The sequence below is a fragment of the Labrys sp. F242 genome (assembly GCF_057813875.1).
The window spans coordinates 2,955,405-2,969,355 of record NZ_JBVASG010000001.1; the positions used below are offsets into that span (position 1 = coordinate 2,955,405).

Below are 13,951 nucleotides of genomic sequence, written 5' to 3' on the forward strand. Positions count from 1 at the left end.
GGATACCGATCGAAAAAGAGGCGGCTCCAAGGAGCCATGCCAGAAGACATAGATATCACGACGCCCAAATGAAATAGGGTGGCGGATCGCCGCGACAGCCGAGTCGGGCCCAATTACAACCCCAGAGGCCGTTGCTCCAAATGGGCGCGCGCCCTTGTCAGGGATAGAGCTGCTCGCGCCGCCAGCCGCCTTGGCTCTCGGCACGCCGGAAAACCAGGCGGTCATGCAATCGGAACGGCCTGTCGTGCCAGAATTCGATCTGCACCGGCAGGATGCGGAAACCGGTCCAATGGGGAGGACGCGGGATCTCGCCGATGGCGAATTTGGCCGTATAGGTCGCCACGGCCTTTTCAAGGGCGAAGCGCCCTTCGAGTGGCCGCGACTGCTGCGACGCCCAGGCGCCGATTCGGCTGCCACGCGGGCGCGTGACGAAGTAGGCGTCCGCCTCCGCATCGGTGACGCGCTCGACCGGCCCACGCACCCTCACCTGCCGGCGCAGGCTCTTCCAATGAAACAGCAAGGCGGCCTTGGGCGTGCCGCCCAATTCCGTGCCCTTGGCGCTCTGTGTGTTGGTATAGAAGACGAAACCCTTGTCATCGAGGCCCTTGAGCAACACCATGCGCACGTCCGGCAGGCCTTCCGGATCCACCGTGGCGAGCGCCATCGCGTTGGGGTCGTTCGGCTCGGATTTCTCCGCTTCCGCCAGCCATTGCGCGAACAACAAAAACGGTTCGGACGCGCCGAGGAAGCCAGCCGAGTCACCCGGCGTTAACTCGCCCGTGCCAGGATTACCTAACGTCATGGTCATTGGGGTGGCTCCACTGTGTTCAGCCTGTTCGTCTTCAAGGGCGGTTATAACGCCTACCGCGTCCGCGGCCCACTGTCAGTGCTGTTCGCCAGTGTCATTTTGACAGGCTGCGCCATTTCGACGCCCCTCGGCCCGATCTTCGGCTCGGCCGAGGACAAGACGACGACAGGTTCGATCCCCGAACAGGACATCCGCCTGAACGCCAGCATGACCGATGCCGACTGGCAGCAAGCCAAGGCTGCGCTGCAGGCGGGAATGGACCCCCAGAATCCGGGCGCCTCCATAGCGTGGTCCAGCATGACAACCGGCGTACATGGCCTGGTCACTCCGGTTGCCGATAGCTATGCCGAAAACAAGCTTACCTGCCGCAGCTTCGTCGCAGCCCAGGGCGGCCAGGGCCCGACCCAATGGTATCAGGGCAAGAGCTGCCGCAAGAGCGGCACGGCCTGGTCCATCGTCAGCGTACAGCCCTGGGCCCTGCCGCACGTGTGAGAATTTTCGCGCGCCACCGGGCCTGGTTAATCGAACATTCAGGTGGCCCGGCGTATATTGCTGGTCATGCCGTGCGAAGTATCACGGGGCTTTCACGTTAACCATGATACTTTCGCCGCCAAATATTCACAGTCCGGCCTTCACCTCGCTTCAAAGCACCCTCAGGGTGAAAACAAGTAGAGCGTGTCGTTGCGTATGGAGTTAATTATGACGACCTCCCCTCTTTCTACCGACCGACCAAGCGAAGCGCTCGCACCGCCGCAAGGCTCCCCGCGCGAGCAGCTCCAGCATCTCTATCGCGCCATCGGCATTTCGGCCGTCGCCGCGGCAGCGGCCCAGGTGGCACGCGTTGTCGCCAAGCCGGAGAAGCCCAAGCATGAGATGCCGGCTTGCCTGCGCGACGAAGACGACGACCTCGCTGCCTAAGGCAAAGCGCGTTTAGAGCCAAACCCTGCTTTGCTTTCGCTCTTTGGTTCGATGCGTCTTTGCGATTCTGGCGTTACCGCTGAATCGCAAAACACTTTAGGCGAAAGCATCCCGCATTTGTCGATATGCGACACGACCGCAACGATAGAGGCGCGGCATATCGGTAACATTGAACTTATGAAAGCATCGCAGCCGCGCCGCAAAGCGCGGCTTTCTTTATGAGCTGAGGCTTATTTACTTGTGACGTTCTTGCAACATGTTGCAGTAAAATGACGGCGATGTCGCAAATAAGATAATCATGTCGCCGCTCCGTCATAATTCCCACGCCTTCGCTGTCAATTATGAGCCAAGTTGTTGTCGTAACTGCGTAAATCTGTGCACGTAATTGTCGTGTACCTTGGTTGAGGACCAGATTATGGACATCGAGGGATCGCGTCTCCAGCAGCCCGCGCAAGAGAAGCGGGAAAAGCTCGAGGATCGTTATGGCAAGATCGCCATCCCGGCTCTGGCCGCCGCCGTCGGGGCAGCCCGCAAGGAAAAGGATCAGCGCCAGATGAGCGCGGAGGCAGCCTATACGCGCCTCCAGCAAATGGCCCAGTCGTAAGACCCGGCTATACTTTCCTTTACGGCACTGGACCTGCCGCAATCGGCGGCAGGTTTGTCCGGATGCGACGCTTTGCCTGCCGAGGCAGGTGGCATTGGGACCCGTATCAACCGGCCCGCCAGGCAAGCATACGCCGAAGCCGGCGGCTGACGCCATTTTCGGCCGCGCTCATCCGGTGCTGAGCTTCGTCTCGGGTCCCTGCATGCTTATGCAGCCGATCAGACTAGGCTCCAGCCAGATATCGGCCTTTGTCGAAGGCGCCTCACGCCTGCCGATACCAGGCCCGGGAAGATCGGGTGCGAGCACGGCGTGAATCTGGTTGGCGCCGCAGTCCCGCCTTCATCCTCCTCCACTCGACACGAATGACCGATCGCTGCCACGCAGCCGCCGCCAAACCAGCGGAAGTCAGAAGCCCATGGAAGATACTGAAGCGCCTCGCGCATAGTCCCCCACGCCGGGCTTTCATTCGCATATGGGCCGAAGCCCGATTGGCCAGATCCGGAAAGTCGGCAGGTTTCCGCCGAATGCCCGCGGCTCGTCCCGCCGACACGAAGCTGCCCCAGGGGCAGCAGGGCCAACAAAAAAGCCCCAGTGCGATCCGGGGCTCTTGTCGAAATTACCTTGGATGCAGCGCCGTGACGAGCACGCCGCCGAAATCCGCCTCAGCGCACGATCACCTTCGTACCGGCGGGAACGCGGTTATAGAGATCGATCACGTCGATGTTGCGCATCCGGATGCAGCCGGACGAGACGCTACGGCCGATTTTCTCAGGTTCGTTGGTGCCGTGAATGCGATAGAGCGTGTCCTTGCCGCCCTGGAAGAGGTAAAGCGCACGCGCGCCCAGCGGGTTGGTCCACCCCCCTTCGGTGCGCTTGACATGCGGCCAGCGCACCATCATCTCGGCCGGCGGATTCCAGGTCGGCCATTCGGCCTTGTGGTCGATGACGGCTTCACCCGTCCACCCGAAGGCCTCGCTGCCGAGGGCCACGCCATAGCGCATCGCCTTGCCGTCGGGCAGCGTATAATAGAGCAGATGCTGCTTGGTCTCGACAACCACTACGCCCGCCGGTTCGCCAGTGGGATTGTCGACCATGTAGCGGGCAAACATCTTGTCCACGTCGCCGGTGGGAATCATCGCCATGAACTGCGCGTCCCGCTCCGAGAGCACGGGATCGGCCGTCTTGGTGTATTGGCAAGCGCCCAGACTCAGCGACATGACCGCGAGCATGGCGAAATGGACCAGTTTCATAGTACCCCCGAATACGTCAGCGCGTAGCTAGTACCGCCATCATTATGGTTACTGTTCGGTTAAGTCCGGCGGTACCAGGCAGACGAGAGCCGGAAAACTCAACACATGGACAGTACAAAAATGAAACAACCAGTGGGTGTCAATGCGGTGTGATTAAAAAACAAGAAGTGTTGCCGATATCATACGCTGCCACGCCAGACACCCGGGAGCCCCGGCGCCAGAGCGTCTTGCGATTTGGCCGCATCGCGAAGAGCCGTAAAGACACGTCGAAACAAAGAATTAGAGCAAGCGGGCGTCCATGCCTAAACGCACTTTGCCCCGAGAGAGGTCCCCTCATTTACTGGAGGCAACTGGGGCAAGAGCAAATATTGGGCCTCATGCCCTCGGCAAAGCCGCATCTTCTTCCCGGAGCGAGACCACGCGTAAAGTTCGTTCTCTGCGATAGGTCCATGCTGAAAGGAGCGGGCAAGCCTCCTGCAAGGCCTGCCCGCTCAAGTTACTGCTATGGAGAGTAGAGTGACGTCCACGGCAACCCGGTTTCCCGGTCGCTGCACCCCTGTGCCTTTCGGCACAGCCGGCCGCCGCAGCAGCGACTATTCGTCAATGAGCGGTCGACGGACGCGTCGGCGCCGAGAAGCTCAGCGCGCTGTCGATTCCGGCGATGATTCCGCGGGCCAGGTCGACATGACGGCCGACGCCGGCGGAAAGGGCATCCCGCATCTGCGAGTCGAGAGGAGAATTGTCGATGGCAACACCGAGGTTGGAGAGCGTCGCGCAAAGCTCGCCCAACAGACGCTGGTGCTGACGGATCGAAAGCATGTAGGCGCGATGCAGCTCGGTGATATCTGGCGCCGACATGTCGATGTCGTCATTCCAGGCCAGGCGTGCGTTTGAGGTCAACATCGATAGTCCCCGACGATTTTGCGTGGGCTCGTGCTGATTTGCGGCCCCGCTGATGCAGCAATGGTTAATTGGAAACGGCCCCTTCGCGCTGTGCGTTTTCGCACATCGCTGCGGGGCGGTATCAGCATGCCGCCTATCCATCGACCGGAAGGGTCATTCGGGAAAGGCACCGGGGCGAGCACCATCGACACTGAGTGAACATCATCGCATCCCCGTCAAACTATGCGAAAGCGCACAGAGGTAATCGTCAACATAGACACATGCTGCAGCGCGCTTGAGTGTCACAACATTTGCTTATATTTGAAACGGCAAGAAGCGAACCTGACCGCACAAATGTCCGATCGACCGTTTCATTGGAGTTTACTATGCGGAAAAGTCTTTATGCCCTTGTTCCAGGTCTCCTCGGCCTGGCTGGCGCCCTATTGCCTTTTGCAATGAGCGCAAGGGCAGAAGAGGGAGCACGCGTCATGCTCGTGCTCGACGCCTCGGGCTCCATGTGGGGCAAGGTTGGTGACATCACCAAGATCGAGGCCGCACGCCAAACCGTCGGTACCATCCTGAAAGGCTGGCCGGCGGACGATCACCTCGGCTTGATCGTCTATGGCCATCGTCGCAAGGGCGATTGCAAAGACATAGAGATGCTCAAACCGGTCGGCCCGGTCGACGAGCGGGCGTTCATGGCCATGGTCGGCGGCCTGTCGCCCAAAGGGCGCACGCCGATGACCGACGCCGTGCGAACCGCCGCCGAAGCGATGAAGGGGCAGGAAGGCCGGTCGACCATCATCCTGGTCTCCGACGGCGTGGAAACCTGCAACGCAGACCCCTGCGAGGTGGCCGCAGCCCTGAAGAAGGCCGATATAGACCTCGTCGTCGACACCGTCGGCTTCGACATCAAGGATCCCGAAGCCAACCGCGAACTGCGCTGCATGGCGGAGGCGACGGGCGGCATCGCCCTGCAGGCCGAGGATGCCGGCGAACTCACCAAGGCCATCCAGCAGGCCGTGCACACCGCCCAAGGCAATCCGGCGCCTGCACCGGCCCCGCAACCCAAGGCTGAGCCGAAGGCGGAACCCAAACCGGACTGGAACCTGACGGGCTATGCCCGGCTGGCCGTGGGCGACGACCCGATCACCGACGACGTGCGATGGGAACTCACCCGCCCCGCGCCGGAAGGCACGACATCCGAAGTGGTGATGACGAGCTACAACGCCAACATCCACGAACAGGTTGAGCCGGGCGACTATATCCTCACGCTCACGGCAGGCGAGGCGAGCGTGAAGGCCCCCATTACCATCAAGGCCAACGAGATGAACCGTGTCGACATGGCGTTGAACGCGGGCCGCATCGGACTGCGCGCCAAGCGCACGGCGACCGAAACGGCAAAGGGCTATGTGGTCTGGACCGTGAAACCCAAAGGCAGCAGCGCTGATCTGTTCACCGGCTATGACGCCGAGACCGGGGTCATCCTCCCGGCGGGCGAATATAGTGTCACGCTGAAGCTTGGCGCAGCCGTCCAGACCCGCGATATCGAAATCGCGCCCGGTGAAACGGTTCCTGTCGAGGTCATTGCCGGTGTCGGCAAGCTGAAGGGCAAGGTCACCTTTTCCCCGGGAGGCTCCGCCGTAAAGGATCCCCGTGTCGATATCTTGGTTGGCTCCGAAGCAGCCGAAGGCGAGTCCTCCTTGATCGGCGACTATGCCGCCGAGCCTGTTTTCGATCTGCCCGAAGGCACCTATCGCGTCCGTATCAAAGTCGATGGCGTGGATCGCGTCTTCCCGCTGACGATCAAGACCGGTGAGACGGTGACGGCTTCCTTCCCGCTCGACGCCGGCCTTGTCGCCATCACCGCGCCGGGCGCAGATTCGATCCGCATCACCGTCCCGCGGACCGGCATTTATGGTGATGACGCGGAGGAAATCACGCGGAACTACGATACGTCGATGAGCTACGTTCTACCCGCAGGCAAATACACGGCCAGCGCGTGGAAGGGCGACGTCAATGTCACCCAGGACATCGAGATCAAGGCCGGCGCACGCAATGAGGTGAAACTGGCCCTGCCTCAATGACCCTGCCTTCAGGGGGCGGCGGTTGCGATAGTATCTCGGCGCAATTGCCGCCCCTCTTCTTCGCGCCGGCGAGCGGTGGTGCGTTGCCGCGAGACCGTCGTTCTCGGCGGCGACCACCCCATTTCGTGATTTGACGGAAGCGCCTGGACTCGCAAGGACACCTCGAAAACCGCAATCGAAGCAAAAAGCCGTTCAGCTGCGAAAGCACGCAGCCTCAGGGAAACACCAAATATCGCCGCTTGGTGCCGCTTCGGGTGTCGGCCATCAGAAGATCGATGGTATCGACTTCACCTTCATGCCGAAGACCGGCTATCACCGTGGCGACGGTCAAGTCCGGCCAGGCTCGCCGGACCGCCTGTCGAATCGCCTGCTCGACATCCAGTTCCATTCGGGTCGGATCGGGCATGCTCCAATCCTCGAAGACCAGGCCGAGTGTTCGCGCCAGCGTGATGCGAAGCTGATCGTCGCTTGGAAGATCGGACATGCGAAGGGCCCCCGGTGACCGCCTTCCGCATCATGCGCTGCTCCGATGGCAAATGAGAAGCGCCACGTCGCTCGAGGCCGTCACAAGCATGAGTTGGAGGCTCGTCCGGATCGAGACCAGTTGCCTTCGGCATCGCACGGCGCCTTAGGGCGAAGAGGCGCGAAGACGCTGCCATCTTCCGGAAATGACGACATCAGATCGGCTTTGCCGCCAGGGTCGCCACCCAATGATCGAGCCGTTCCTTCAGGGTTCGCTCGCGCACGAAAGCAACCTCTTCATCCTCGATCTGTTCGATGATCTCCAGGCTGAAGGTGCGCTCTCCGTGCCTGCTCCAGGCGGACTGCAAGCCCTGGTTCAGGCTGGCGCCCTGACCCAGGGTGAACCAGAGCCTGTTGCGGATCTTCGAAAGGTCCGGCGCCCGGCCGACCCAGCAATCCCCCGTTTCCGTGCAGCGAAGGGCGTAGATGCCAGCCGCGACCTTGCGCTTCTTATAGGCGTCGACAACCGCCTTGCGATCTTCACGTTTCATGGGCGGCCTCCTTGGACCAAAGCGGAATGGCGTTGCAATTGCACGCAGCCGTAAACCAGAACAGCAAGCTACGCAATATTACCCGGGTATATTGACAAGGAAAATTTCACCCGGATATAATGCCGCCAGTTTCATCGCTAGTCTGCCCAGCGGCGGACACCTGTTCGCCCAAGCCGGACGCCTCCTGGATGCCGAGGAAAATCCATGCCGCCTTATCTTTCTCCCACGCAGGAGGCCGGACGAGACTTCGTGACGCGGGGTCTTGCCGGCCCGGTCGCCATGCTCAATCTCCTGCGTTTTCGCGAGGTCGCCGACTATTCGGCCTCGCCGGAACTCGCGCCCATCGCGCCGATCAGCGGCGAGGAAGCCTTTCGGCGCTATGTCGTCCACACCCTGCCCTTCCTGTCCCGAAGCGGTGGCGAGCTGCTGTTTCTCGGCGCCGGCGGGCCTTTCCTGATCGGTCCGGAAACGGAACGGTGGGACCAGGTCGCGCTCGTGCGGCAGGCCTCCGTACGGGGCTTCCTCGCCTTTGCCGACGATGAGGGCTACCTCGCCGGGCTCGGGCACCGCACCGCCGCCCTGGCCGATTCACGCTTGTTGCCGCTCACGCAACTGCCGATTCCCGCCTGATTTCAGCCCCGCTTTCCTGCATCCACCTGGTGGCCCGCCGCCCGGAATGCATCCGCTTGCCCGGTATCCGCCATGTCATCCTCTTCTCCCTCTCGCCCCCTGTGGCGCCTCTATCTCGGCATTCTCCTGCCGATGATGCTGACCAATGTCCTCCAGGCTGCCTCCGGCACGCTCGACGGCATCTGGATCGGCCAGCTTCTCGGTCTCCAAGCCATTGCCGCGGTATCGGCCTTCTTTCCGATCCTGTTCCTGGCGCTCTCGCTGGTGATCGGCCTGAGCAGCGGCGCCGCCGTGCTGATCGGCCAGGCCTGGGGCGCGGGCGATCGACCGCGCGTTCGCCGTATCGCCGCCACCGCCATCGTGATGCTGCTCGCCCTCAGCCTGCCGATAGCCCTGTTCGGCCACTTCGCCATTCCCGGCCTGTTGCAGGCCCTCGGCACGCCTGCGGCGGTCCTGCAGGCGGCTGTCGACTATGCGCGCCTGATGACGGCCGGCTGCCCCGTCATCTTCCTGCTTTGGCTCGTCACCTCGATGAGCAGGGGCGTCGGCGACGCCGTCTCGCCGCTTTTCGTGCTCGTCATCGCGACAGCGCTGTCTCTTGCCGCCACGCCGGCCCTGATCGAAGGTTGGGCAGGACTGCCCCGTCTTGGCGTCACGAGCGCCGCCTTCTCCACCATCGGCGCCTATGCGCTGTCGCTGCTCTGGCTCGCCTGGCACTGGCATCGCCGCCGGCATCCGCTCGCGCCGACGACGCCTCGAGCTCCAACCTTCGACGTCTTGCTCGCTTCGGCCATCCTGCGTATCGGCCTGCCGACAGCCTGCCAGATGATGAGCATGGCTGTGGCGGAACTGGTGCTGCTCGGCCTGGTGAATCGGCACGGAGTCGGCGCCACCGCCAGCTATGGCGCCATCAACCAGATCATGAGCTGGGTGCAATTTCCGGTGATGTCGCTAGGAATCACGGCGACGGTCCTGGCGTCGCACAGTATCGGCGCAGGCCGGCTAGGCGTTGTCGGACCTATCCTGGTGACCGGGCTGCGTCTGAACCTGGTTACGACAGGCGCCTTCGTGGTTGCCGCCTATATGCTTGCCCCGGTGGCCATCGGCCTGTTCATCACCGAAGCCGCCACGGCTCTTGTCGCCGTGGATCTCCTCCATATCGTGCTGTGGAGCGTGGTGCTCGCGGGCTGGTCAGCGGTGCTCAGCGGGGTCATGCGGGCGGATGGCACGGTCCTGGTGCCGACAGGCCTGTTCATGGCCGCCATCGTCCTGGTCGAGGTGCCGCTGGCCTGCCTGCTGGATGCGAAAATAGGCTTGTCCGGCATCTGGATCGGCTACGCCGCCGGATTTGCGGCCAACCTGCTACTCCAGGCCGGCTTTTACGGCCTGGTCTGGTCGAAGAGGCCGGCGCGGCGGCTGACATGAGACAAAGGCCAGGGGTCAGGCCGAAAGACCTGCCCTGCCCTCCGGTCCGAAGCGCGCATTCAACAGATCACCGATTTGCCCGCGTGCGCGTTCCGCCTCCGGCAGCGGCAGCAGCATCCAGGCATGCACCATGCCGGCCTGCTCAAGGAGTTCGACGGGCTGTCCAGCCCGTTCCAGGCGCTGGGCCAATCTGTGGGCCTCGGGATTGAGCAGATCCGCGGTGCCGGTCATGACGGTGACCGGCGCCAGCCCCCGCATCTCGCCATAAAGCGGACTGATCCCGGGATCGTCCAGCGGCAGGTCGCCGGCGTAAAGACGCGCTGCCGCCCGGGCCGCCTCCGGCGTGATCACGGGATCATGCGGCACATGCGCCAGTGTCGCCGGATCATTCATGGTGAGGTCAAGCCAAGGTGAGAGCAGGACGATCTGGCCGGGCTGGGGGTGGCCGGCCGCGACCAGAGCCTGGGCCAGTGCAAGCGCGAGCCCGCCTCCGGCCGAATCGCCCATCACCACCATGCGCTCCGGGGCAAAATGGGCGCATAGATCCGTGTAATGCGCCAGCACACTTGCCAGCGCCTCCCGATGACCGTTTTCCGGAGCCAACGGGTAGAAAGGCACCGTGACACTGCAGCCAGTGCGGCGGATCAGGTCGTCGAGAAAGCGCCAATGCAGGAAGCTGATCGCGAACGAATAGGCGCCCCCATGCAGGTAGAGCAGATGGAAGGGCGCTTTGCCGCCGTCCCGCGGTCCGAGATGGAACACCCGGTCGCCATGCGCCACTTCCTGCCGGATCTCACAAAGATTTCGCAGGCGGGCGGAGGGCAGCGCAGGGCCGGTCCGGCGGCTCAGCCGGATCAGCGCCTGCAGAACCGGCGGCCTTGCCCAATCCTTCACCCTGAGCAGACGAAACAGGCCATGGAGCGAGCGCGAGGCGAGACTGGGTTCGGCAGTCTCCGGCATCCCGCCGTCGGGCGGTGTCTCAGGAGCCTTCGTCTTAGGACCTGGCACCTTCACGCTTGAAAATCGACTCGACCCGGCTGGCCTGCCTGAGGAAGACGAAAATGGCATAGAAGGCCACGAGGCCGAACACGCATTGCAGGATGATCTCGACCGTGGGTCCGAGCTGGAAAAATCCCGCCAGCGCCCAGCCGGAGGCCCAGGCCGCACCGAGCAGTTCGGTGCCGATCAGAATGGCGGCCGAGCAAACGGTGATCAGGCTGGTCCAATTGATGGATTTTTCAGAGCTGGGCAAAATCGGCTCCCCGACGGCTTTCGTGAATGTCGTCCCATGCCTCTATACCATCACGCCGCGCTTTGCTACGCCCCTTGTGGAACGAAGCGCATGGATGGCGAAAACGCCTCTTTGCTCTAACTCCTTGTTTCGACGCGTCTTTGCGATTCTTGGTGATTCCACCGGAGCGCGAAACGCTGTAGATGACAAATCATCCATGTAAGTCTGCGCTTGGAAAGCTGCACTGCCCTATGGAAACGCCCGTCTTCGGTCATGCCGCCGTCGCCACGCCCCATCATCCGGCCAGCGAAACCGGCCAGCGCATCCTGATCCAGGGCGGCAACGCCATCGAGGCGATGATCGCCATGGCGGCCACCATCGCCGTGACCTATCCGCATATGAACGGCGCAGGCGGTGATGGTTTCTGGCTGATCGCCGACAAAGGCCGCCGCATCCGGGCGATCCAGGCCTGCGGCCCCGCCGGCAGCCGGGCCACCATCTCGGCCCTGCGTGATCTCGGCTATGATGAAGTGCCGTCTCGCGGCGCCCTTTCCAGCCTCACTGTTCCCGGCGCGATTGCCGGCTGGCAGGTTGCCACCGACATGGCCAGGGCCTTCGGCGGCCGGCTGCCCATGGCCGTGCTGCTGGAAGATGCCATCCGCCATGCCCGCGACGGCATCGCCGTATCGGCCTCGCAAGCCCGGGTCGAGCCCGCCGAGATCGACGAGCTCAAGACCGTGCCTGGCTTTGCCGCCCAGTTCATGCCGTCGGGTGAAGCCCCCAAAGCCGGGGACCTTCTCGTCCAGCCGGCGCTCGCGGGTTTGCTGGAACAGCTCGCCCATGCTGGGCTCGACGATTTCTATCGTGGCGACGCCGCCCGCGAAATCGCCGCCGATCTCGACCGCGCCGGTGCCCTCGTCACGCGGGAGGATTTCCGGCGCTATGAAGCGCGACTGCGCGAACCGCTGAGCCTGCCCCTGCAGGGGGTCACGCTCCATAGCCTGCCGCCGCCGACGCAGGGGCTTTCCACCCTCGTCATCCTCGGCCTTGCCGAGCGCCTCGGCCTCAAGCGGGCGGGCAGTTTCGAACATATCCATGGCTTGGTCGAGGCAGCCAAGCGAGCGGCGGCCATCCGAGACCGCGAAATTGCCGATCCCGTTTCGATGAGCGCCGATCCAGCCGCCTTCCTCACGCCTGCCTTCCTGGAGAGCGAAGCCGCGGCGATTTCGATGGCGCGCGCCGCCCCTTCCCCACTGTCGGGTGCCAGGGGCGACACTGTCTGGATGGGCGCGATCGACAAGGATGGCCTTGCCGTCAGCACCATCCAGTCGATCTATTGGGATTATGGCTCGGGCCTGGTGCTGCCGAAGACCGGCTTGCTGATGCAGAACCGCGGCACGGCCTTTTCACTGGACGCCCGCTCGCCTCGCGCCCTGGCACCCGGGCGTCTGCCCTTTCACACCCTCGCCCCGGCCATGGCGCTGTTTTCGGATGGCCGGGTGATGCCCTTCGGTACCATGGGCGGCGATGCCCAGCCGCAGATCCTGGCGCAATTGTTCTCACGCTATCGCCTGGGCGAAAGCCTCGCCGCTTCCGTCGACGCCCCGCGTTTCATCCTCGCTCGCGATGAGAAAGAAAGAAGATCCGTGCTGCGGCTGGAAGACCGCTTCGACGAGAGCCTTCTCAACGCGCTCGACCGTGCTGGTCATCCCCTCGACATCGGCGAGGCCTATGCAGACAGCTTCGGCCATGCCGGTGCGCTCGTCCGCCACACCAGGGACGGACGCATCGAGGCCGTGCACGACCCACGCGCCGACGGTGGTGCCCTTGGGCTCTAGAGCGTTTTGCGATGGGACGGAGTCGCATCTAATCGCAAAGGCGCTCTAGCCAGCCCGTCGGATTGGCTGGAAACGAAGAGTTGGAGCAAACAAGCGCTCAATCATGGACGTGCTTTGCTCGGGAATGGTCATGGACGTTTGAGAATGGCGACACGTTACGCGATCTATTATGTGCCCGCTGCGGACACGGCGCTCTGGCGCTTCGGCAGCGAAGTCCTGGGTTACGATGCCTTCACTGGGCAGGACGTGCCCCAATGGCATCCTGCCGCTACAACCGCTTCCGCCTGGCATGAGATGACTGCCGATCCCCGGCTCTATGGCTTCCACGCCACCTTGAAAGCCCCTTTCCGCGCCGCCGACGGCTGGGACGAGGCAGCTCTTGCATCGGACTTCATCGCCTTCGCAAGGACCCAGCGGCCGGTCGATCTCGGTGCCTGGGTCATCAGGCCGATCCCTTCCTCGCGCGATGGCCGCGCCTTTCTCGCCATGGTCCCGGCAGAGCCGCCGGGTGAATTGGCCGAACTCGAGGGCGGCATCGTCAGGCATTTCGACAGGCTGCGCGCGCCGCTGACCCCCGCCGAAATCGCCCGCCGAAATCCAGACCGCCTGAGCGAGCGCCAGCGCGGCTATCTCCACGCCCATGGCTACCCCCATGTGCTGGAGGAATTCCGCTTCCATATGACGCTGTCGGGGGCCATCGAGAACGCCCCGGCCATCGGCGAACACCTGGATCTCCGGGCAAAGGAGCTCAAGGTCGCCCCTCGACTGCGCATCGATCGCCTTGGCCTGTTCCGCCAAGAGGATGGCGGGCGTTTCCAGGTCATCGACATCGCCATGCTCTAAGCGGAGTTTTCCGGCGACGGAATCAGGCCGCGTCCGCCTTTTCGACGGCATGCGGCTTGCCATAGAGGCCGATATTGGCATCGCCCCACGCCTTCAGCGCCAGCAGGACCGGTTCCATGCTGCGGCCGAGCGGCGAGAGACTGTATTCCACCTTGGGCGGCACCTGCGCATAGACCTTGCGCTCGATCAGCGCATCTTCTTCCAGCTCGCGTAATTGGTTGGTCAGCATGCGCGGCGTGACATTCGCGATATGGCGGCGGATCTCGCTGAAGCGCAGCGTGCCCGAGAGCAGATGGAACAGGATGATCGATTTCCACTTGCCGTCGATCAGGGCGATGGCGGCCTCGACCGAACAGCCCGGCGTGCAATCGAAGCGGGAATGGCGCGCTTTGGCCATGACAGTATCCTTTTTGATACTATAG

Annotated in this window: 16 protein-coding genes; 8 read left to right on the forward strand and 8 right to left on the reverse strand. The window is 63.1% G+C overall.

The features are described from left to right. Window positions 1-157: 157 nt before the first annotated feature. Window positions 158-808 carry a pyridoxamine 5'-phosphate oxidase gene (gene pdxH / locus ACZYTC_RS13895; RefSeq protein WP_434955508.1) on the reverse strand — a complete coding sequence of 217 codons (651 nt, stop codon included), beginning with the start codon at window positions 806-808 and terminating at the stop codon, window positions 158-160. A 15-nt stretch (window positions 809-823) separates the two neighbouring features. Here pdxH and ACZYTC_RS13900 point away from each other — a divergent pair, with 15 nt between their 5' ends. The 3 genes from ACZYTC_RS13900 (at window position 824) to ACZYTC_RS13910 (ending at window position 2,330) form a co-directional block, all read left to right on the forward strand. Continuing rightward, window positions 824-1,300: a hypothetical protein gene (locus ACZYTC_RS13900; RefSeq protein WP_488989828.1), complete on the forward strand. Its 477-nt coding sequence runs from the start codon at window positions 824-826 to the stop codon at window positions 1,298-1,300. Window positions 1,301-1,507: 207 nt separating this feature from the next. Continuing rightward, window positions 1,508-1,726 (forward strand): hypothetical protein, encoded by a 219-nt coding sequence (locus tag ACZYTC_RS13905; protein ID WP_434955506.1) that lies wholly within the window; start codon window positions 1,508-1,510, stop codon window positions 1,724-1,726. A 415-nt stretch (window positions 1,727-2,141) separates the two neighbouring features. Next, on the forward strand, window positions 2,142-2,330 hold the full coding sequence (locus ACZYTC_RS13910; protein ID WP_149251642.1) for a hypothetical protein: 189 nt from the start codon (window positions 2,142-2,144) through the stop codon (window positions 2,328-2,330). 662 nt (window positions 2,331-2,992) lie between these two features. Here the strand turns inward: ACZYTC_RS13910 and ACZYTC_RS13915 are convergent. Both ACZYTC_RS13915 and ACZYTC_RS13920 read right to left on the reverse strand, forming a co-directional pair. Further along, the gene (locus tag ACZYTC_RS13915; RefSeq protein ID WP_434955505.1) at window positions 2,993-3,580 is read right to left on the reverse strand and encodes a L,D-transpeptidase; all 588 of its coding nucleotides are present in this window, start codon (window positions 3,578-3,580) and stop codon (window positions 2,993-2,995) included. 600 nt (window positions 3,581-4,180) lie between these two features. Next, on the reverse strand, window positions 4,181-4,483 hold the full coding sequence (locus tag ACZYTC_RS13920) for a hypothetical protein (protein WP_434955504.1): 303 nt from the start codon (window positions 4,481-4,483) through the stop codon (window positions 4,181-4,183). A gap of 467 nt (window positions 4,484-4,950) precedes the next feature. On the opposite strand from ACZYTC_RS13920, the gene ACZYTC_RS13925 reads away from it, so the two are divergent. Then, entirely contained in the window at window positions 4,951-6,549 is a 1,599-nt protein-coding gene (locus tag ACZYTC_RS13925; RefSeq protein WP_434955503.1) for a vWA domain-containing protein, read from the forward strand. A gap of 214 nt (window positions 6,550-6,763) precedes the next feature. Here the strand turns inward: ACZYTC_RS13925 and ACZYTC_RS13930 are convergent, their stop codons facing one another. Continuing rightward, on the reverse strand, window positions 6,764-7,033 hold the full coding sequence (locus ACZYTC_RS13930; RefSeq protein ID WP_434955502.1) for a hypothetical protein: 270 nt from the start codon (window positions 7,031-7,033) through the stop codon (window positions 6,764-6,766). A gap of 193 nt (window positions 7,034-7,226) precedes the next feature. Next, complete coding sequence (locus ACZYTC_RS13935; RefSeq protein WP_434955501.1) at window positions 7,227-7,562, reverse strand: GIY-YIG nuclease family protein; 336 nt, start codon at window positions 7,560-7,562, stop codon at window positions 7,227-7,229. 204 nt (window positions 7,563-7,766) lie between these two features. On the opposite strand from ACZYTC_RS13935, the gene ACZYTC_RS13940 reads away from it, so the two are divergent. Continuing rightward, window positions 7,767-8,192, forward strand: a complete 426-nt coding sequence (locus tag ACZYTC_RS13940; RefSeq protein ID WP_488989829.1) for a DUF1330 domain-containing protein — start codon at window positions 7,767-7,769, stop codon at window positions 8,190-8,192. A 72-nt stretch (window positions 8,193-8,264) separates the two neighbouring features. Then, complete coding sequence (locus tag ACZYTC_RS13945; protein ID WP_488989830.1) at window positions 8,265-9,617, forward strand: MATE family efflux transporter; 1,353 nt, start codon at window positions 8,265-8,267, stop codon at window positions 9,615-9,617. 15 nt (window positions 9,618-9,632) lie between these two features. Here ACZYTC_RS13945 and ACZYTC_RS13950 read toward each other — a convergent pair whose 3' ends face one another. Both ACZYTC_RS13950 and ACZYTC_RS13955 read right to left on the reverse strand, forming a co-directional pair. Then, on the reverse strand, window positions 9,633-10,577 hold the full coding sequence (locus tag ACZYTC_RS13950) for an alpha/beta hydrolase fold domain-containing protein (RefSeq protein ID WP_434955498.1): 945 nt from the start codon (window positions 10,575-10,577) through the stop codon (window positions 9,633-9,635). Window positions 10,578-10,611: 34 nt separating this feature from the next. Continuing rightward, window positions 10,612-10,869: a hypothetical protein gene (locus ACZYTC_RS13955; protein ID WP_434955497.1), complete on the reverse strand. Its 258-nt coding sequence runs from the start codon at window positions 10,867-10,869 to the stop codon at window positions 10,612-10,614. A gap of 230 nt (window positions 10,870-11,099) precedes the next feature. Here ACZYTC_RS13955 and ACZYTC_RS13960 point away from each other — a divergent pair, with 230 nt between their 5' ends. Further along, the gene (locus ACZYTC_RS13960) at window positions 11,100-12,686 is read left to right on the forward strand and encodes a gamma-glutamyltransferase family protein (RefSeq protein ID WP_488989831.1); all 1,587 of its coding nucleotides are present in this window, start codon (window positions 11,100-11,102) and stop codon (window positions 12,684-12,686) included. A 144-nt stretch (window positions 12,687-12,830) separates the two neighbouring features. Then, entirely contained in the window at window positions 12,831-13,529 is a 699-nt protein-coding gene (locus ACZYTC_RS13965) for a DUF1045 domain-containing protein (RefSeq protein WP_488989832.1), read from the forward strand. Between the two features lie 22 nt (window positions 13,530-13,551). On the opposite strand, the gene ACZYTC_RS13970 is transcribed toward ACZYTC_RS13965, so the two are convergent. Further along, window positions 13,552-13,926 (reverse strand): winged helix-turn-helix transcriptional regulator, encoded by a 375-nt coding sequence (locus ACZYTC_RS13970; protein ID WP_434955494.1) that lies wholly within the window; start codon window positions 13,924-13,926, stop codon window positions 13,552-13,554. Window positions 13,927-13,951 lie beyond the last annotated feature (25 nt).

What these genes read in the sequence shown, in the direction of transcription:
- pdxH (WP_434955508.1), bottom strand. Translation starts at nt 808, where the DNA reads ATGACCATGACGTTAGGTAATCCTGGCACGGGCGAGTTAACGCCGGGT.
- ACZYTC_RS13905 (WP_434955506.1), top strand. Translation starts at nt 1,508, where the DNA reads ATGACGACCTCCCCTCTTTCTACCGACCGACCAAGCGAAGCGCTCGCA.
- ACZYTC_RS13910 (WP_149251642.1), top strand. Translation starts at nt 2,142, where the DNA reads ATGGACATCGAGGGATCGCGTCTCCAGCAGCCCGCGCAAGAGAAGCGG.
- ACZYTC_RS13915 (WP_434955505.1), bottom strand. Translation starts at nt 3,580, where the DNA reads ATGAAACTGGTCCATTTCGCCATGCTCGCGGTCATGTCGCTGAGTCTG.
- ACZYTC_RS13920 (WP_434955504.1), bottom strand. Translation starts at nt 4,483, where the DNA reads ATGTTGACCTCAAACGCACGCCTGGCCTGGAATGACGACATCGACATG.
- ACZYTC_RS13925 (WP_434955503.1), top strand. Translation starts at nt 4,951, where the DNA reads ATGCTCGTGCTCGACGCCTCGGGCTCCATGTGGGGCAAGGTTGGTGAC.
- ACZYTC_RS13930 (WP_434955502.1), bottom strand. Translation starts at nt 7,033, where the DNA reads ATGTCCGATCTTCCAAGCGACGATCAGCTTCGCATCACGCTGGCGCGA.
- ACZYTC_RS13935 (WP_434955501.1), bottom strand. Translation starts at nt 7,562, where the DNA reads ATGAAACGTGAAGATCGCAAGGCGGTTGTCGACGCCTATAAGAAGCGC.
- ACZYTC_RS13940 (WP_488989829.1), top strand. Translation starts at nt 7,767, where the DNA reads ATGCCGCCTTATCTTTCTCCCACGCAGGAGGCCGGACGAGACTTCGTG.
- ACZYTC_RS13945 (WP_488989830.1), top strand. Translation starts at nt 8,265, where the DNA reads ATGTCATCCTCTTCTCCCTCTCGCCCCCTGTGGCGCCTCTATCTCGGC.
- ACZYTC_RS13950 (WP_434955498.1), bottom strand. Translation starts at nt 10,577, where the DNA reads ATGCCGGAGACTGCCGAACCCAGTCTCGCCTCGCGCTCGCTCCATGGC.
- ACZYTC_RS13960 (WP_488989831.1), top strand. Translation starts at nt 11,100, where the DNA reads ATGGAAACGCCCGTCTTCGGTCATGCCGCCGTCGCCACGCCCCATCAT.
- ACZYTC_RS13965 (WP_488989832.1), top strand. Translation starts at nt 12,831, where the DNA reads ATGGCGACACGTTACGCGATCTATTATGTGCCCGCTGCGGACACGGCG.
- ACZYTC_RS13970 (WP_434955494.1), bottom strand. Translation starts at nt 13,926, where the DNA reads ATGGCCAAAGCGCGCCATTCCCGCTTCGATTGCACGCCGGGCTGTTCG.